This is a genomic window from Streptomyces qaidamensis (assembly GCF_001611795.1).
Classification (GTDB): Bacteria; Actinomycetota; Actinomycetes; order Streptomycetales; family Streptomycetaceae; genus Streptomyces; species Streptomyces qaidamensis.
In genome coordinates, this window is record NZ_CP015098.1 from 5,791,559 (window position 1) to 5,806,764 (window position 15,206).

The 15,206-nt window shown below is 70.2% G+C and carries 15 protein-coding genes; 13 read left to right on the plus strand and 2 right to left on the minus strand.

Annotated elements, in window-relative coordinates:
- Window positions 1-9: 9 nt before the first annotated feature.
- The 9 genes from A4E84_RS25830 to A4E84_RS25870 all read left to right on the plus strand — a co-directional run bounded on the left by A4E84_RS25830 (window position 10) and on the right by A4E84_RS25870 (window position 9,012).
- Complete coding sequence (locus tag A4E84_RS25830) at window positions 10-1,755, plus strand: sensor histidine kinase (RefSeq protein WP_335340836.1); 1,746 nt, start codon at window positions 10-12, stop codon at window positions 1,753-1,755.
- 26 nt (window positions 1,756-1,781) lie between these two features.
- Entirely contained in the window at window positions 1,782-2,750 is a 969-nt protein-coding gene (locus A4E84_RS25835; protein ID WP_107308375.1) for a response regulator transcription factor, read from the plus strand.
- A 148-nt stretch (window positions 2,751-2,898) separates the two neighbouring features.
- A complete protein-coding gene (locus tag A4E84_RS25840) occupies window positions 2,899-3,132 on the plus strand; it encodes a hypothetical protein (RefSeq protein WP_062928832.1) in 234 nt (77 codons plus the stop codon).
- Window positions 3,129-3,755 (plus strand): pilus assembly protein TadG-related protein, encoded by a 627-nt coding sequence (locus tag A4E84_RS25845; RefSeq protein ID WP_062928833.1) that lies wholly within the window; start codon window positions 3,129-3,131, stop codon window positions 3,753-3,755. The genes A4E84_RS25840 and A4E84_RS25845 overlap by 4 nt, the downstream gene beginning before the upstream one ends.
- Before the next feature lie 16 nt (window positions 3,756-3,771).
- The gene (locus A4E84_RS25850) at window positions 3,772-4,353 is read left to right on the plus strand and encodes a hypothetical protein (protein ID WP_062928834.1); all 582 of its coding nucleotides are present in this window, start codon (window positions 3,772-3,774) and stop codon (window positions 4,351-4,353) included.
- 8 nt (window positions 4,354-4,361) lie between these two features.
- Window positions 4,362-5,012: an OmpA family protein gene (locus A4E84_RS25855; RefSeq protein ID WP_062928835.1), complete on the plus strand. Its 651-nt coding sequence runs from the start codon at window positions 4,362-4,364 to the stop codon at window positions 5,010-5,012.
- 197 nt (window positions 5,013-5,209) lie between these two features.
- Window positions 5,210-7,327, plus strand: a complete 2,118-nt coding sequence (locus A4E84_RS45340) for a hypothetical protein (RefSeq protein ID WP_062928836.1) — start codon at window positions 5,210-5,212, stop codon at window positions 7,325-7,327.
- 12 nt (window positions 7,328-7,339) lie between these two features.
- Window positions 7,340-8,194: a hypothetical protein gene (locus A4E84_RS25865; protein ID WP_237305003.1), complete on the plus strand. Its 855-nt coding sequence runs from the start codon at window positions 7,340-7,342 to the stop codon at window positions 8,192-8,194.
- Window positions 8,195-8,226: 32 nt separating this feature from the next.
- Window positions 8,227-9,012, plus strand: coding sequence for a hypothetical protein (locus tag A4E84_RS25870; protein WP_159029620.1), 786 nt, complete (start codon window positions 8,227-8,229; stop codon window positions 9,010-9,012).
- Here A4E84_RS25870 and A4E84_RS25875 read toward each other — a convergent pair.
- Window positions 8,945-9,328 (minus strand): DUF192 domain-containing protein, encoded by a 384-nt coding sequence (locus A4E84_RS25875; protein ID WP_062931617.1) that lies wholly within the window; start codon window positions 9,326-9,328, stop codon window positions 8,945-8,947. The genes A4E84_RS25870 and A4E84_RS25875 overlap by 68 nt on opposite strands.
- A 314-nt stretch (window positions 9,329-9,642) precedes the next feature.
- Between A4E84_RS25875 and A4E84_RS25880 the strand changes: the two genes are divergently transcribed.
- The 4 genes from A4E84_RS25880 (at window position 9,643) to A4E84_RS25895 (ending at window position 13,328) form a co-directional block, all read left to right on the plus strand.
- Entirely contained in the window at window positions 9,643-10,302 is a 660-nt protein-coding gene (locus tag A4E84_RS25880) for a hypothetical protein (RefSeq protein WP_062928839.1), read from the plus strand.
- Window positions 10,290-11,318: a hypothetical protein gene (locus A4E84_RS25885; RefSeq protein WP_062928840.1), complete on the plus strand. Its 1,029-nt coding sequence runs from the start codon at window positions 10,290-10,292 to the stop codon at window positions 11,316-11,318. Before A4E84_RS25880 ends, A4E84_RS25885 begins: the two co-directional genes overlap by 13 nt.
- Before the next feature lie 170 nt (window positions 11,319-11,488).
- Window positions 11,489-12,376, plus strand: a complete 888-nt coding sequence (locus A4E84_RS25890) for an LLM class flavin-dependent oxidoreductase (RefSeq protein WP_062928841.1) — start codon at window positions 11,489-11,491, stop codon at window positions 12,374-12,376.
- 70 nt (window positions 12,377-12,446) lie between these two features.
- Complete coding sequence (locus tag A4E84_RS25895) at window positions 12,447-13,328, plus strand: methyltransferase domain-containing protein (RefSeq protein WP_237305004.1); 882 nt, start codon at window positions 12,447-12,449, stop codon at window positions 13,326-13,328.
- A 180-nt stretch (window positions 13,329-13,508) separates the two neighbouring features.
- On the opposite strand, the gene A4E84_RS25900 is transcribed toward A4E84_RS25895, so the two are convergent.
- Window positions 13,509-14,675, minus strand: a complete 1,167-nt coding sequence (locus A4E84_RS25900) for a winged helix DNA-binding domain-containing protein (protein WP_062928842.1) — start codon at window positions 14,673-14,675, stop codon at window positions 13,509-13,511.
- Window positions 14,676-15,206 lie beyond the last annotated feature (531 nt).

Consider the following 15,206-nt stretch of genomic DNA (forward strand, 5'->3'; position numbering starts at 1 on the left):
GGCGACGTCATGTCGATTACAGGGGAGCGGGCTGGGGAGCGGGCAGGCCTACTGGGGCGTCGCCGCCGCCGCGCCGAGCGGACACCGGAGATCACGACGCCTCCGGCGGGGACGGTGCTGCCGGCGCACGTCCGCACGGGCGCTTCGGACGTACCGGTGACTTCCGTGACGCCCGCGCTGCCACCGGGGTGGGAGGCGGCCGGAGGGCCGACGTTGCAGATGAAGGGGGGTGGGCACCGACAGTCGGGGGCGGGTCGGGGCTCTGCGGTGAATGCCCCTGCGCGGGGACCGATGCCGACGCCAGACGGCCCACGGCAGCATGCTCACGGTCGCTCTGCCCTCTATGACGCCGCGCCCCCGCAGGAGCCGCCCGCGCCCGACGGCCCACGGCAGCATGCTCACGGTCGCTCGGCCCCCGAGGACGCCGCGCCCCCGCAGGAGCCGCCCGCGCCCGACGACGACGGCCGCACGGGCGGTCGGGTCGAAGCCCCGATCCCTGCCGCGAGCCCGGCCGGTGCCACGAACCCCGCGATCGGCATCCAGGTCAACGCCCTGCAAGCCATGTGCCGCCAGGTCTTCGGCTTCCGCCTTGCGATGATCGCCCTGGCCACCCCCACCGCCCTCGTCAACGCGAACGACGGCCTCCCCACCCGCCTCGTCGGCGCGGCCGTGGTCGTCACGTTCATGACCTCCTACGTCCTCTTCAGGGACTGGGAACGCTTCGGCCCCCTCCTGCTGCGCCACCCCTCCCTCCTCGCCGCAGACACCCTCTTCGGCGCCCTGCTCCTCATCGCGGCCGGCCCCGACAGCACCCTCGCGTACGTCAGCGTCTGCACCCCCCTCCTGGCGGGCCTGGTCTACGGCTGGCGCGGGGCGGCTGTCTTCGCCTCACTCCAGGCCCTCCTGCTGCTCCTCATCCACGCGGCACAGGAGGACCCGGCCCCTGGCATCACCGAGTCCGCCCTCCTGCCCGGCCTCTGCGTCATCGCCGGAGCCGTCGGCTCCAGCCTGCGCAACCTCATGCTCCGCTTCGGCGCGGCCACCCAGGCCCTCACCACCGTCCAGGCCCGTCTCGCCGTGACGGAGGCGGTCAGTGCCGAACGGGCCCGGCTGGCCCGCGAGATGCACGACTCCGTCGCCAAGACCCTGCACGGCGTGGCCCTGGCCGCAGACGGCCTGACCACCTCGGCGAACGCCGACCGCATGGACCCGGGCCTGGTGCGAAAGCAGGCGGCACTGGTCGCCCGTTCGGCCCGCCGGGCCGCCGCCGAATCCCGCGAGCTCCTGGCCGACCTGCGCCGCGAATCGGACCCCGACCAGGCCACGGACGTGCTGGTCGAACTCGCCGCCCGCACGCGCGACTTCAGCGCCCGCACCGGCCTGACGGCGGTCTATCGCCCCACCGGCGCCGACGCCGTTCCCCCCGTGCCGCCGGCCGTGGCCCGCCAGCTCCTCACGATCGCCTCGGAAGCCATGGAGAACGCCCACCGTCACGCCCACCCCACCCGCGTCGACGTCAGCGCGGGGGTCCACGGCGACCTGCTCCGCATCAGCGTCTACGACGACGGCCGCGGCCTGCCTCCCGGCACCAGCCTCGAACAACTGCGCCGTGCGGGCCACTTCGGCCTGGTCGGCATGGTCGAACGCGCGGCCTCCGTCGGTGCCCGCATCCGCATAGGCCGCGGCGGCCACCCTCAGGGCACGGAGGTCCGCCTGGAACTCCCCCTGGCCGCCCTGACCACCCCCTCCGCATGACCCAACGACCCGAGAGGAGGCCACCGATGCCGGACCAGATGCCCCACCCCACCGGCGCCCCGCAGCCGCCACCGCACCCTCCGTTCGCCGACCTTCCGCTCCCGCCGCCGGCCCAACCGGCCCGCCGTCTCCGGGTCGTGGTGGCGGACGACAACCCGGTGGTCCGCGCCGGCCTCACCGCACTGCTCTCCGGCCGCCCGGACATCGAGGTCGTGGCGGAGGCCGCCGACGGCCGCCAGGCCTACGAGGCCGCCCACCGGCACCGTCCTGACGTCGTCCTGCTCGACGTCCGCATGCCCGGCGTGGACGGCATCTCGGCCCTGCCCTACCTGGTGCAGATCGCTCCCGTGGTGATGCTGACCTACAGCAGGGAGTCGGAGATCGTCCAGGAGGCCCTGCGCCGGGGGGCGGGCGGCTACCTGGTCCACGGCGAGTTCACCGCCGATCAGCTGGTCGATGCCGTACGGGACATCAAGGAGGGCCGGGCCCACTTCACCCCCACGGCGGCGGGCGCCCTGCTGGCCCAACTCCGACAGGACCGGGCACCGGGCCCATCCCTGCCGGACGGCCTGGGTCAGTCGCGGAGTGCGACTGCATACGGAACTTCCACCTCCGGACAATCGTATATGCAGACTCAACCGCCCGCTCTACCAGGCATTTTGGGGCCCGCGGGGGGAGCGGACGCACCCACTTCTTCAGAAAACCTTTCGCAAGTGCAACCGCATATGGGACAGTCTTCGTCTGAGTGGACGAGTGGCCGTCCGGCCGCTCCCGACAGGGCGCGGTTCCAACTGAGCACGAGGGAGGCGGAGATCATGGACCTCATCGCATCCGGCATGAACAACCAGCAGATCGCCGCCACGTGCTTCATCAGCGAGAAGACCGTCAAGAACCACATCAACCGCATCTTCGCCAAGCTCCACAGCACCAGCCGCTCCGAGGCCGCCGCGAAGTGGATCGGTACGGCGCCGGACGCACACCGGGGACGGGGGTGACCTCCGGTGACGCGATGGGGTGACAACCGACGGCTGGGACCCGGCGATTGGGCCCGGAATTGGGCCCAGGGGCCCTCCGGCGGACAGGTCGTTCCGCCGTACGTTCCTCGTGTCGAAAGCGACACAGCCGCAACCGGAGGGGAACACCATGAGCGACCTGATGCTGAAGACCGCCGTCGCGACCAAGGTCCGCGTCAACGGCTGGAAGAACACGACGACCGAGGCGATGCGCCGCCGCGCGGGCGACAAGGGGCAGACGGCGGTCGAGTACCTGGGCATCATCGCGGTGGTGGTGGCGATTGTGTTGGCGATCACCGGTACGAACATCGGTCAGACGATTCTCGGAAAGATCCAGGCGCAGATCGCCAAGGTCGCTCCTTGACGCGACCTAGCCGGTACGGCGACGCAGGGCAGGCTTTCCCCATCTACATCACGGTGGTGGGGGGCCTGCTCTTTCTCGCGTTCGCGTACTTCGCGGTCGGCCAGGCCGCGGCGAACAGAAACGGCGCCCAGACAGCCGCCGACGCGGCGGCTCTCGCGGCAGCGCAGGACAGGCGGGACCAACTCGCGGACGCGTGGGTGAAGGACCTTCTCGACCCGACCAAGTGGCAGCAGATCTTCGACGGCAATGCAGAAGGACTCGGCCCTTCATGCTGGCGTGCGCATCAGCTGGCTGCACAGAACGATGCCCAAGTAGCCGGTCGTGGCTGCGTTCCGGAAGGCCTTTTGGGTTTCACGGTCGAGGTCGAGACCAACAAGTCCGTCGGTGAGTCCGTCGTTCCCGGCACGGCGGACCAGAAGTCCGACGCGACCGCCACCGCCGTGATCGAGCCTCTCTGCGACTTCGACTTCCCCGCCGGGGACGCCGGTCCCGACGTTCTGCCGACGCTCACATGCGACGACGACGTGGTCTGGGAGCTCAACCCGGACGATCTCGATGTTCTGCCGGAGCCCGAGGACCTCTTCGACGTCCACCTGGCCGAGCCACTAGCGCACGACGAGTGATGAAGGAAGCAGAGAGATGAGCATTCGGTTCACTGCGAAGGCCCGCAGGGGAACGGTCGCGTTGACCCTTGCGGCCGGACTGGCCCTCGGCGTGGCCGGCTGCGGCGGCGGTGGCGGCGACGATGACAAGCCGACCCCGCCAGCATCCGCCTCCAAGGAAAGCGGATCCAAGCCGAGTGCTCAGGAGGGGCAGTCGGAGACGCCACTGGCGGAACTCAAGGGCACAGACGGACTGCTCCTTCAGATCACCTCTGCCGCGAGGGACTCGGGCGGCTTCCTCACCGTGAACGGCGTAGTGAAGAACGACGGAGACAAGTCCGTGGTCGTCCCTCCTCAGACGAGCGGTGACGAAACGGAGGTCATCGCGCACGGTCCCTCGCTCGGCGGTGCCACGCTCGTGGACGCCAAGGGAAAGAAGCGCTATTACACGCTGCGCGACACGGAAGGGCGCCCACTGACGACAACCGGCCTCGGCAACCTTGAGGCGGGACAGACCCTCCCGGTCTTCATGCAGTTCCCGGCGCCTCCGACGAGCACTACCGAGGTCGACTTGCAGGTCCCGACGTTCTCCAGCGGCACCATCAAGATCTCCGGGTGAGGCCGGCCATGACGACCCGCACCCGAACCCGAACGGCGACTCCACGCCTCGCCCTCGTCCTCACCGCCGCCGGCCTCATGGTCGCCACGAACGTCTACGGCGCCGTGTCGGCCCACGCTGACGAAACCCCCGGCGTCCCGCCCGGCACCGAGGCCTCCGCCTCAGCCCCCGTCGAGGTCGACGCCAACGACCCCGACCTCAAACTGCCCGAGGGCGGCACCCTCGCCGAACCCAAGGTCCTCGACATCAAACAGGTCGTCGAAGACCAAAGCGGCGACGAACGCCGGGAAGACACCAACGCCGACGTCAAGTTCGCCCTCCAGGCCGAGGTCCTCTTCGGCAAGGACAGCGCGAAACTCGGCGCCGAGGCGAAGGCCCGGATCTCCGCGATCGCCGAGGAGATCAAGACGCAGAACGCGACGAAGATCCGCGTCTTCGGCTTCACCGACAACCTCGGTTCGTCCGCCCACGGCGACGTCCTGTCCCGCAAACGCGCCGACGCCGTACAGAACGTCCTCGACCAGGAACTGACCGACTCCAACGTCACGTACGAGGTCCGCGGCTACGGCGAGCAGTACCCCATCGCCGACAACTCCACGGAAACCGGCCGCAAGAAGAACCGCCGCGTCGAGGTCTCCTTCCCGCGCACGGAGAGCTGACCGGGGGAGCGATGGCCCCCACGCCCGCGTCCGGGCCCGGCCGCACAAGCCGGGCCCAGGACGCCGGCCCGCGTCTCCCCACACCCCGTCGGACCGCCCGATTCTTGGGCCCCGTTTTGGGGCCAGGGACCCATCCCGACCCGCCCGTCCCTCCCTACTCTCGGGCGGTGTCGTAGACCGAGGGAGGGGGCGGGGACATGGCCTGGACCGGGCAACCACCGAACTCGGGGGCCGCAGCGGCGTGGCACCCGCCGGCCCACGGCGGCCGCCGACCGATACCGGCCTCCCTCGCGACGGCCCTGGTCCTCGTCCACACCCTTTTCGCGATCACGGTGCTCGGCGGTCTGGGCGTGCTGCTCACCGCGGCCTCGTACGACGCCGTCGACGGTCATCTCCTCGCCCTGACCGCCTACGCGGCAGCCCCCGGAGCCCTCGGCTGGTGGCTCGCCCGCCGCACCTGGCAGGGCGGGACCCGCATCGGGGCCGGCCTGATCGCCGTACAGGCATGGCTGATCCTCGGCGCGTTCACGAACATCACGGACGGATCCCCCCGCGGCTACACCCAGCTTTTCCTCCCGGCGCTGGTCCTCTACTTCCTCACGCGCGAGGAAAGCCGTGCCTGGTACCGCCTCCCCGACATGGAGCGCGCCGAACGCCGTCCCTTCTCCCTGCCGCGGATGATCCGCTGGCGCCGGGACGAGGGTCAGACGGCGGTGGAGTACGCCGGTCTCATCGCGGTCGTCGCCGCCGTCATCGCGGCCCTCGTCGTCAGCGGCCTGGGCCCTCAGATCGCCGGCGGTCTCCAGTCGGCCGTCTGCAAGGTCACGGGCACGGCCTGCCCGTCCGCGACGCCCGGGGAAACGGCGACGGAGACCGGCGCCGCCGACCGGCCCGCTCGGCAGGGGGACCCCGCCGGGGACGAGGTCACTGAGGACAAGACGACCGACGAGACGGCCGACGGCGACGAGAAGGACGACGACAAGAAGGACACAAGGAAGGAAGGGAACGCCGACAGGGAAGGCGAGAAGGAAGGCGAGAAGAAGGAAGACGACGGCTGCTTCAGCGGCGTCGGCGCCTTCTTCGGCTGCACGGGCGACCAGTTGAAGCAGGTCGGTGAGGGCCTCTTCGTCGACGGCATCGGCGGCGAACTCAAGGGCATCTGGGACACGGTCACCAACCCGCTCGACACCCTGGACGGCCTGAAGGACTACGGCGGCGTCATAGCCGACCAGTGGTCGCAGGACGCCAAGGACGCCGGTGACAAGTGGGGGAAGGGCGACTACCTCGACGCGCTCACCGACTGGGGCGGCGCGACCGTGAACTCGGGCGGCAAGATCCTCGACGACATGTTCATCGGGGACGAGGTCCGCGACCAGTGGGACAAGGGCAACGAGACGCGCGCCGTCACCACGGTCATCTGGAACGTCGGCTCCCTCTTCATCCCCGGCTACGGTGAGGCCAAGCTCGTAGGAAAACTCGGCAAGCTGGGCAAACTCGGGAAGCTCGGTGACCTGGGCAAGCTCACCGACAAGGCCGTGGACGCGGCGGAGGACGCGAGAAAGGCCGCCAAGGCCGGTGACGCGGATGCCGCACGCAGGGCGGCGAAGGAAGCCGACGAGGCGGCGGACGAAGCCGAACGCAAGGCCCGCGAGTCCGGCTGCACCATCGCGGCCCCCTCCCGCAGGACCCCATACGGCGGCGCCCCCGGCACCGGCACCACCGTCCTGGCCGCACCCCGGGCCGACTCCCCGTACGTCGTCCTCGCCCAGGACGGCTGCGACGAGGAAGCGGAAGAACAGGCGCGGGAGGCCCGCCGACAGGCCAACGAGGCGGACAAGGCCGCCGACGGTGCAGAGCAGCGGACGAGGCCGGTCAACGAATGGGAGGCCAGGGACGACATCCCCGGTCCGGCGCGCGGCAAAGTCCTCAAGTTCCCGAACAAGCGCCACACTGTCAGCGGGGCGTCCAGCGGACAGGTGAAGGAGCGCAACACGGTGATCCTCAGAGGCAACGAGGACCTGGTGCGTGCCGACATCGACGGCATCGCGAACGGCCGCGCAACGCTCTCGCCGGACGGGAACACCTACGAGATCAACGGCCGATCGTACGAGGTGGAAGGCAGCGGAACGGTCTTCCCGAAGTCCGGCCCCGGCCTGGTCCAGATGGACCGCATCGAGTACGCGGCGCTGAAGGAGATCGCGCGGAACAAGGGCGACGCGAGCAAGTCGCAGCAGCTGCAGCGGGACCCGAAGTTCGTCGGCAATCCCGAGAAGGTCGCCAAGGCCAAGGCCGTCTACGACGGTACGTACAAATGAGCGGACGTACAGGTGAGTGATCGGAGCGGGCCGGTGATCGGGAACTTCTTCACCGTCGCGGACCTGGACGCGGCGACCCTGCGAGAGGCGCTGGCGGACATGCTGGAGGTTCCGGACGTGGCCGTCGACGTCGCGGACGTGGACCGGGAAGACCGTCACTGGGACGCTCCCGTGCTCTGCACCTTCCGCCTGCTCCCTCCCGGTGATCTGGCACTGGAACTGGACATCACCGTGGACGAGGCCACCGCCGGCACCCTCACGGAGAAGGGACTCGCACTGGGTCTGGCGGCCAGGGTGAAGAGTTCGGTACTCCACCCCTCGACGCTCGATCTGCCGAGCGCCTACTGGGTCGCCGTACCCGACGGACGCTCGGTCAGGTGCCGCCTGGAGGCGAACGACAGCGGCGACGACACGGCGTACGGCGTGGACGCGGTCGAGGAGCAGGTCCCCGACCTGCCCCGGGCAACGGTCGAAGTCCTCCCGGAGATCCTGGACAGACAACCCCTCCCCACTCCCGTATCCGACGCGTTCCTCGCCGGACTCCCCACAGGCAAGGCGGACAGCGTCGAAGGCCGCGTCCACCACTACCTGCGCGTGTGGGAACGACTGACGAGCCGGCTCCAGTCCGACTGGGCCCCTGAGGGCCGCTACAGAGCGGACTTGTACCACCGCGACCTGGAGGCCAGAGACGCTCTGGAACGACTCGTCCTGGAGCTGGGCGAGCCACGCACAAATGCCCTGCGGGACGTTGTGACCCGACTCGACCGATCGTTCAGCGAGTACACCGACCCCACTCCCACACCGGCCGAGGCCGGGGGAGAGGCCCCGTGGTGGTGGCATCGTGTTCCTCGCCGAGTGCCCTGGTGAACTGCCCACGGACTCCGCGCGGAGGGGACCCCGTGAGTCGTGCGCGAGTGCCGCATGACGAGGAGATGTGGGATCCGCAGATCCCGCGGTGGCACGACCCGGAGGGTGACCACGTCCTGCCCCGGGCTCTGCGCACCTTGCCGGAGCCCTGGAACGAGGGCGACTGGAATCGAATCGCGGAACTGCCCCGCACGGACGAGCGGTTGATGGAAGCCCAGCGAGTGATCACCGCACTCCTGGAGGACCGGGATCTGTCTCCGCCTGTGCCTGAGCCGCCGTCGCCCGGTTTGTTGTGGCACGTGTGGGAGGAATTCCATCGGGCTGTCGGCAAGAGCATGCCCCGCATGGTCGACGTGACCTGGACCGGTGTGGACGAGCTCGTACGCACCTGGCGCGAGCGACCGCAGCTGTATCCGCTACAGCGACATGTCGTACGGCACGTCGAGGCGGCGATGCTGGCCATGATCCCGTCCCTGCGGAACGACGTGGCCGACTCGGTGTTCCGCTGGCTGGCCCTCGACCCTGATCCGGGGCGCTTCGCCGACTGGGCGGTAGCTCTGGCCGAGTGTTGCGTGACCGAGGACATTGGTGCGGACGCGGCCATCGAGTTGCTGGGCGCGATGGGCGGCCCGGAGGCTTGGGCGGCGCTGGAGCGCCTGTCGATGCAGCCGGACGGCCCGGCAGCTTGGAAGAACGCGGAAGCGGCACAAGGCGCACTCTGGAATCCGGAGAACCGGGGACGGCGAGGCCCTAACCCTCCTCCGCCGGCACGACAACCTCCAACCGCACCCCGTCCCGCACCCCCCACCCGCCCCTGACCCCCGCCCCGGCCTCCAGCACGTGCCGGGCCCGCAGCCGAGGCATCCCCAGCCGCCCCGGTCGCATGGTCCGCACGGCGATGACCCGCAGGTGACGGTCCAGGTAGGCGACATCGATCGGGATGCGCATACGAAAGGTGTGCACGCTGTTGGCAGGGGAGAGCAGGATCGCCCCGTCGACGGAGTCCCGGCCCAACAACCCCTTCGTGCGGGCCCGATAGGAGGTGGCGATCTCCAGCGGCACCCTGACGGACGGCCCACCGTCATCCCTCTGCGCGACCAGTTCCCCACGCCCGTCCCGCCAACGCCGCCCCATCCGGACCCCCTCCGACCGCGCCACTGCCCATGCTGGCTCTCGGACCCGAACGTATCCGCAGAGGGCAGGCCCTCGCATGGGCCCACGGACCCAAGCCCTTTGCTCGTTCCTGACTGAAACGCCCCCGGCGGCAGGGCCGTTGGTGCACCCTTCTTGACGCGTTATGCAACCGTTACGGCTCGAAGGTGACGACGAATCACCGATTTCTTCCCATACGCCCCGCGAGTTGACAACCTTCTCCCTGGTGCGGCCGCACCCCGCTGTATAGCTTTGGTTCGCTCAAGAGAAGCCTCGCCACCTCCCGGGAGCCGACCGTGAACCGCCGCCCCACCCTCCTCGCAGCGCTCACGCTGACCACCGCAGCGGCCTTGACGCTGTCCGCGTGCGGGAGCGACGACAGCTCCAAGGGCAAGGACAACGACAAGATCGCGGGCGCGGACACCGGGGACAAGCCGTCGCCTTCCCCGAGTGAGAGCGAAGCATCACCCGGCGGCCGACCGACGATCACCTTCCCGCCCGACGCCAAGAACGTCTTCGAGTACGAGAAGACCGGCGACGCCGCCAAGGACGCGGTCCTCAAGGACAGCACGCTCAGCGTCAACTCCGTGGACGAGGCGATCCTCAAGGGGAACACCGACACCAAGGCCCTCGGCTTCTACAACGTCGGCAAGGCGCTGGAATCGTCGATCTCTTACGCCCAGCGGTACATCGACGGTGGCGACACATGGATCGGGGAGACGCGCTACTTCGACTACAAGGTGACTCTCACCGGTGAGAAGAAGGCCTACGTCACCTACTGCTCCGATGAGAGCAAGTCCTACATCAAGAACCGGAAGACCAAGAAGGTCGACAGATCACCGGCGGACGCGGACTCCTACGTGCTGTACAACACCAGCCTCACCAAAAACGCCGATGGAGTCTGGCAGACGTCCAACATCGGCTCGGACAGGGGGAGCAAGGCGTGCCAGCCGTAAGAGACTCGGCGAGAGCCATAACGGTCCTGACTCTGGTTTGTTGCTCTGTCTTCGCTGCCCAGACGGCCTTCGCCAATCGCGACAAGTACGGGAACAACGGAGACAACCAGCAGAGCGCTGATGCAGGCAAGGACGGCACCGTCTCCGTCACCGTTGGCGGCGTCGTCTTCGACCGTTCGAAGAACGGCAGCGGAAACGCCGCGGGCGCGCTCACGTCGACCACGTCATGGTCCCCGCCCCCCTGCTGGTACGCCCCGAAGTACACGCCGGAACAGCTGAAGAAGTACCTTGAGCCGACGTGGGAGGCCGGTTCGACGGGCTATGAGTGGGACGCCAAACAGCGGGACCGCTACGTCAACGGGCACCCCTACAAGGACTTCAACAAGGACAAGACCGGCAAGGGATACTTCTGGGATTCCTTCGTCAACAAGGATTTCCCCCCGGGCTGGGACTCCTGTGAGAAGCCCATCTTCTGGGTGGACCAGGGCGACCCCCCGCCGGCGAACATCGAGAACGCTGTCACTCCGGAGGTCCTGGCCGAACTCGCCTACGCCGAGGTCCGAGTCCCCAGCACCAAGGTGACCCTTGCGCCCGCCGCACAGACCAAGGTCAACCTGCCGACCTGGGCCTGGCTGGACGCCGCCGACTTCAAGCCGGTCTCCGTCACCGCGTCCGTACCCGTGATCGGCATCGCCGCGACCGCGACCGCGGTACCCACGTCCCTCCGCATAGAGCCCGGCACCAAGGACGCCGTCACCTACCCGGCCTCCGGCGTCTGCGCGATCAACGACGGCCGCATCGGCGAGCCCTACGCCAAGGGCAAGGCGAACCGCACTCCACCTTGCGGAGTGAGATACCTGCGCTCCTCGGGAGACGGCACATACCCGCTCCAGGCGACCGTGACCTGGAAGATCACGTGGACCGGCACGGGCGGCACAGGCGGCGACCTCCCCGACGGCACGTTCGGCGCCACCCAGGATGTGGTCGTACAGGAGATCCAGGCCGTCAACCGCTGACCTCTTCAGGCACAGGGTCGGGCGGAGCTCACGAGCTTCGGCTCGCCGTTGGTGGGCACGCGGGAGGATTCAAGCAGGAGGGCCTGACCAGGGCGGCTGGTGACCCTTATGAAGGCATGGGGCGCTTAAATATCTTGTCCGTCGCCTCCCGCGCCGGGTAGGAAACCCCCATGACCTCACTAGGCGCAGTCTTCCGCCCCCAACTCGCCCCCGAGCGACTCCGGTCCGTGGCCCGGCTGGCCGATGACGCCGGTCTCGAAGAGCTCTGGCTCTGGGAGGACTGTTTCAGAGAGGGCGGCATCTCCACCGCCGCGGCCGCCCTCGCGTGGACCGAGCGCGTGCGGGTCGGGGTCGGGCTGTTGCCCGTGCCGCTGCGGAACGTCGCCATCACGGCCATGGAGGCCGCCTCGCTGCACCGGATGTTCCCTGGGCGGGCGATCCTCGGTGTGGGGCACGGCGTGCAGGACTGGATGGGGCAGGTCGGTGCCCGGGTCGAGTCGCCGGTCACCCTGCTGCGGGAGCATCTCCTCGCCCTCAGGGCTCTGCTGAGCGGCGAGCGGGTCACCGTCGACGGACGGTACGTCAAGCTCGACGACGTCGCCCTGGACTGGCCGCCCGAGGTCCCCCACGGCGGGGTGCTGGCCGGCGCCACCGGGCCGCGGTCCCTGCGGCTCACCGGAGAGGCCGCCGACGGGACCATCCTCACCGCCTCCACGAACGCCGAGGGCGTGCGCAAGGCGCGGCAGCTCGTGCAGGAGGGGCGCGCCGCGGCCGGACGGGGGGCAGGGCCCCATCGTCTGGTCGTGTACCTCCTCACCGCCACCGGGCCCGACGCCGCCGCCCGGCTGCGCGCGGAGCTCACCGCCGAGGGCGTCGAGGCCGTCCCGGATCTCGGGGGCGCCGGGGACGCCGGGGCCGTCGCCAAGGCCGTCGAGCAGCTGGTCGAGGCCGGGGCCGACAGCGTCGTACTGCAGCCGACGGCGGACGAGCCCGACCCGGAGGGATTCGTGCGGTTCGCCGCCGAGGAAGTGCGGCCCCTGGTTCCCACGCCACGGTGAGAACCAGCACGTCGGAACCCGCACTTCGGTTTCGTCCTGTCGTGATTCGTCCTGTCGTAAGGAGCACCACGTGACGTCCCTGCCCGACCCCGGGCCCCCGCGCCCCACCACCTTCGAAGACCTCGTGGCCGAAGGTGCCGCCGTCCCCACGGACGGCTGGGACTTCTCCTGGTTCGAAGGGCGGGCGACGGAGGCACGCCCCTCCTGGGGGTACGCCGTCTCGATGGCCGAGCGGCTGGGCGGGGCGAGTGCTGTGCTCGACGTGCAGACCGGGGGCGGCGAGGTGCTGGACTTCGCCCTCTCCCGGGTCGCCGACGCGAACACGGGCCAGTCCACCGGCGAGACCACGGGCAGGGCTGTCACCGAGACCACCGCCCCTGCCGCCGCCCCGAAGCCGCCCCTCCTCACCGTCGCCACCGAAGGCTGGCCCCCCAACGTCGCCAAGGCGACCGCCCTGCTCCGCCCGCGCGGCGTCGCGGTCGTCGCCGCGCCCGAGGACGACCCGCTGCCCTTCGCCGACGGCGCCTTCGACCTGGTCGTCAGCCGTCATCCCGTCCGTCCGCACTGGGAGGAGATCGCCCGCGTCCTCCAGCCCGGCGGTACGTATTTCGCCCAGCACATCGGCCCGAACAGCGTCTTCGAACTCGTCGAGTACTTCCTCGGGCCCCAGCCGGACGGCGTGCGCAGTGCCCGCCACCCCGACCGTGAGCGTGCCGACGCCGAGGCCGCCGGGCTCGACGTCGTCGGGCTGCGGGCGGAGCGGCTGCGCGTGGAGTTCCACGACATCGGCGCGGTCGTGCACTTCCTGCGCAAGGTGGTCTGGATGGTCCCCGGCTTCACCGTCGAGGCGTACGAGCCGCGGCTGCGGGAGCTGCACGAGCGCATCCGGGCCGAGGGCCCCTTCGTCGCCCACAGCACCCGCCACCTCTTCGACGCGCGCAAGCCGGGCTGAGGGGTCCTTCCCCTGTGCCCGTCCGGGTCGCGCGGCCTGGCACCGCACCTCGCCACGTTGCCGGGAAGCCCTGGTAGCTCCGCTATAAGGGCTTCCCGGCGCCTTGCGATGCACGCCACGAGACCACGCGCCCTGATCGGACGCTCATAGTGAAAGGAACTGAGGCCCCCGGGTCCGTGATCACGCGTGCGGGCCCACCGCCACCTCTCCCACCACCAGCTCGGGCGTCACCTCCAGCACCTCACCCACCCGCTCCACCTGCTCGCCCAGCTCCCGTTCCTGCCGTGCCGTCAGCGGGACGAGCGGCTCGACCGTGACGGTCGTACGACGGCCCCGGCGCCGCTGGTGCCACACCCCAGCCACCACACCGTCGACGAGCAGCACCGGGTAGTTGCCCGCCTGGCCGCCCCCGAGGGCGCGCTGGTACGCCGCCCCGGGGAACAGCCGCTTGCGGGGCTGCCCGGCGACGACGTACGCGTCGAAGTAGGGGAGCAGGCGGACACCCCGCGCCGGGCCGTCGGGGAAGTCGGTGTCGCCCGCCGCCACCCACGCCGGTGTTCCCTCGAACCGGGCCTCCTCGATGCGGCCCGCCGAGGCCAGTTCGCCGAACAGGGCCGTGGCCCAGCCGGGCGGCGCCGCCAGCCACCGTGCGAAGTGCGCCGGGGTCGCCGGGCCGTACGCGTGCAGATAGCGGCGGACGAAGACGGACAGGGCATCGCCCGCCCCGTCGCTCACTGTCCGGTCCCCCGAGGCGGGGCGCGTGTACGTCGCCTTGCGGCCGCGGTTGGGGCCGAAGCACAGCGTGCCCGCCCAGCCGGCCCGGTGCATCACCTGGCGCCAGCGCGGCCACAGGTCCTGGAACGCCGGCATCACGCGGTCACCGGCCCAGGGTCCCGTGCGGGCGACGACCTCCTCGGACAGCTCGTCGAGGGTCAGGAACCTGCCGTCGAGCGCTTCGCCGATCGCCGTCACGACCTGGGCGGACTGCTCCTCGGTGAGCCGCACGTCGGGCGGGAACGGGCTCGGGCCGGTCGGCACCGCCGTCAACGCGGCGGAGAGGAGGGGGAGTTCACGGGCCGGGAGAAGATGGACCGTGCCGCGCGGGCCGTACGTCTTGACCAGGGACCGGTCGTCCCAGAGCGCGGACCGTACGTCCGCCCGTGTCACCCCGTCCGCCCGCATCCCCAGCGACAGCTCGGCCGCGGACAGCACCTGGGCGTGCACGCCCAGCATCGCGCCGGCCACCTCGGCGAGCGGCGTGCCGGTCCCGGCCGGCCTGGCCAGGAACTGCCGCTCCGCCCGGCGTGCGCCGGCCGCGTCCCACGTGATGCTCACGTTCGTCGTCATGGTGCGACGCTAGGTGGCAAAGAGGCCAGTTTCTGTCCTATATCCCACCCCCGACGCTCGCTATGACACCCCGACGCGCGACCGGGCGTAGGTCACTCCCTTCGCTCACTGCACTTGCGCATCTTCCGCCGAGGGTTTTCACATCGTTATCGCCTGCGGCTCGCCTCCCTGCGTCCACTCGCGTAGATTCGAAGCCAGGCGATTCGCGTGAGCAAAGCTGCGCGGGCGGTACCGCGCAGTGGAGGGGGCTGCGCGGTGCCAGGCCTCCCGCCGGGTCTTGCGCAGCGGCGATCGGGCCTCGCCGACGGCGATGTCGAGACGGCAAAGCGGTGAATCGGCGACGGCCCGGGGGACTCCGGGTCAAGCGGGCGTTCGGGGTCGGGTCACCCGTCGGGGGGATGCCGGGACATGTCACCCGACTGGGCCCCAAGTCGCGGCAAATCCTCCGGATTCTGCCCCAGGGTGCCCGATTCCCCTGCGTATGCGCCCTGTTTCGGCCACAAGCGAGGCCTGAACGAAGGCCTCCGCGGT

Bases quoted from the DNA above. Each gene is read 5' to 3' on its own strand.
- A4E84_RS45340 (WP_062928836.1), top strand. From the start codon at position 5,210: ATGGCCTGGACCGGGCAACCACCGAACTCGGGGGCCGCAGCGGCGTGG.
- A4E84_RS25840 (WP_062928832.1), top strand. From the start codon at position 2,899: ATGAGCGACCTGATGCTGAAGACCGCCGTCGCGACCAAGGTCCGCGTC.
- A4E84_RS25830 (WP_335340836.1), top strand. From the start codon at position 10: ATGTCGATTACAGGGGAGCGGGCTGGGGAGCGGGCAGGCCTACTGGGG.
- A4E84_RS25855 (WP_062928835.1), top strand. From the start codon at position 4,362: ATGACGACCCGCACCCGAACCCGAACGGCGACTCCACGCCTCGCCCTC.
- A4E84_RS25890 (WP_062928841.1), top strand. From the start codon at position 11,489: ATGACCTCACTAGGCGCAGTCTTCCGCCCCCAACTCGCCCCCGAGCGA.
- A4E84_RS25900 (WP_062928842.1), bottom strand. From the start codon at position 14,675: ATGACGACGAACGTGAGCATCACGTGGGACGCGGCCGGCGCACGCCGG.
- A4E84_RS25835 (WP_107308375.1), top strand. From the start codon at position 1,782: ATGCCGGACCAGATGCCCCACCCCACCGGCGCCCCGCAGCCGCCACCG.
- A4E84_RS25875 (WP_062931617.1), bottom strand. From the start codon at position 9,328: ATGGGGCGGCGTTGGCGGGACGGGCGTGGGGAACTGGTCGCGCAGAGG.
- A4E84_RS25850 (WP_062928834.1), top strand. From the start codon at position 3,772: ATGAGCATTCGGTTCACTGCGAAGGCCCGCAGGGGAACGGTCGCGTTG.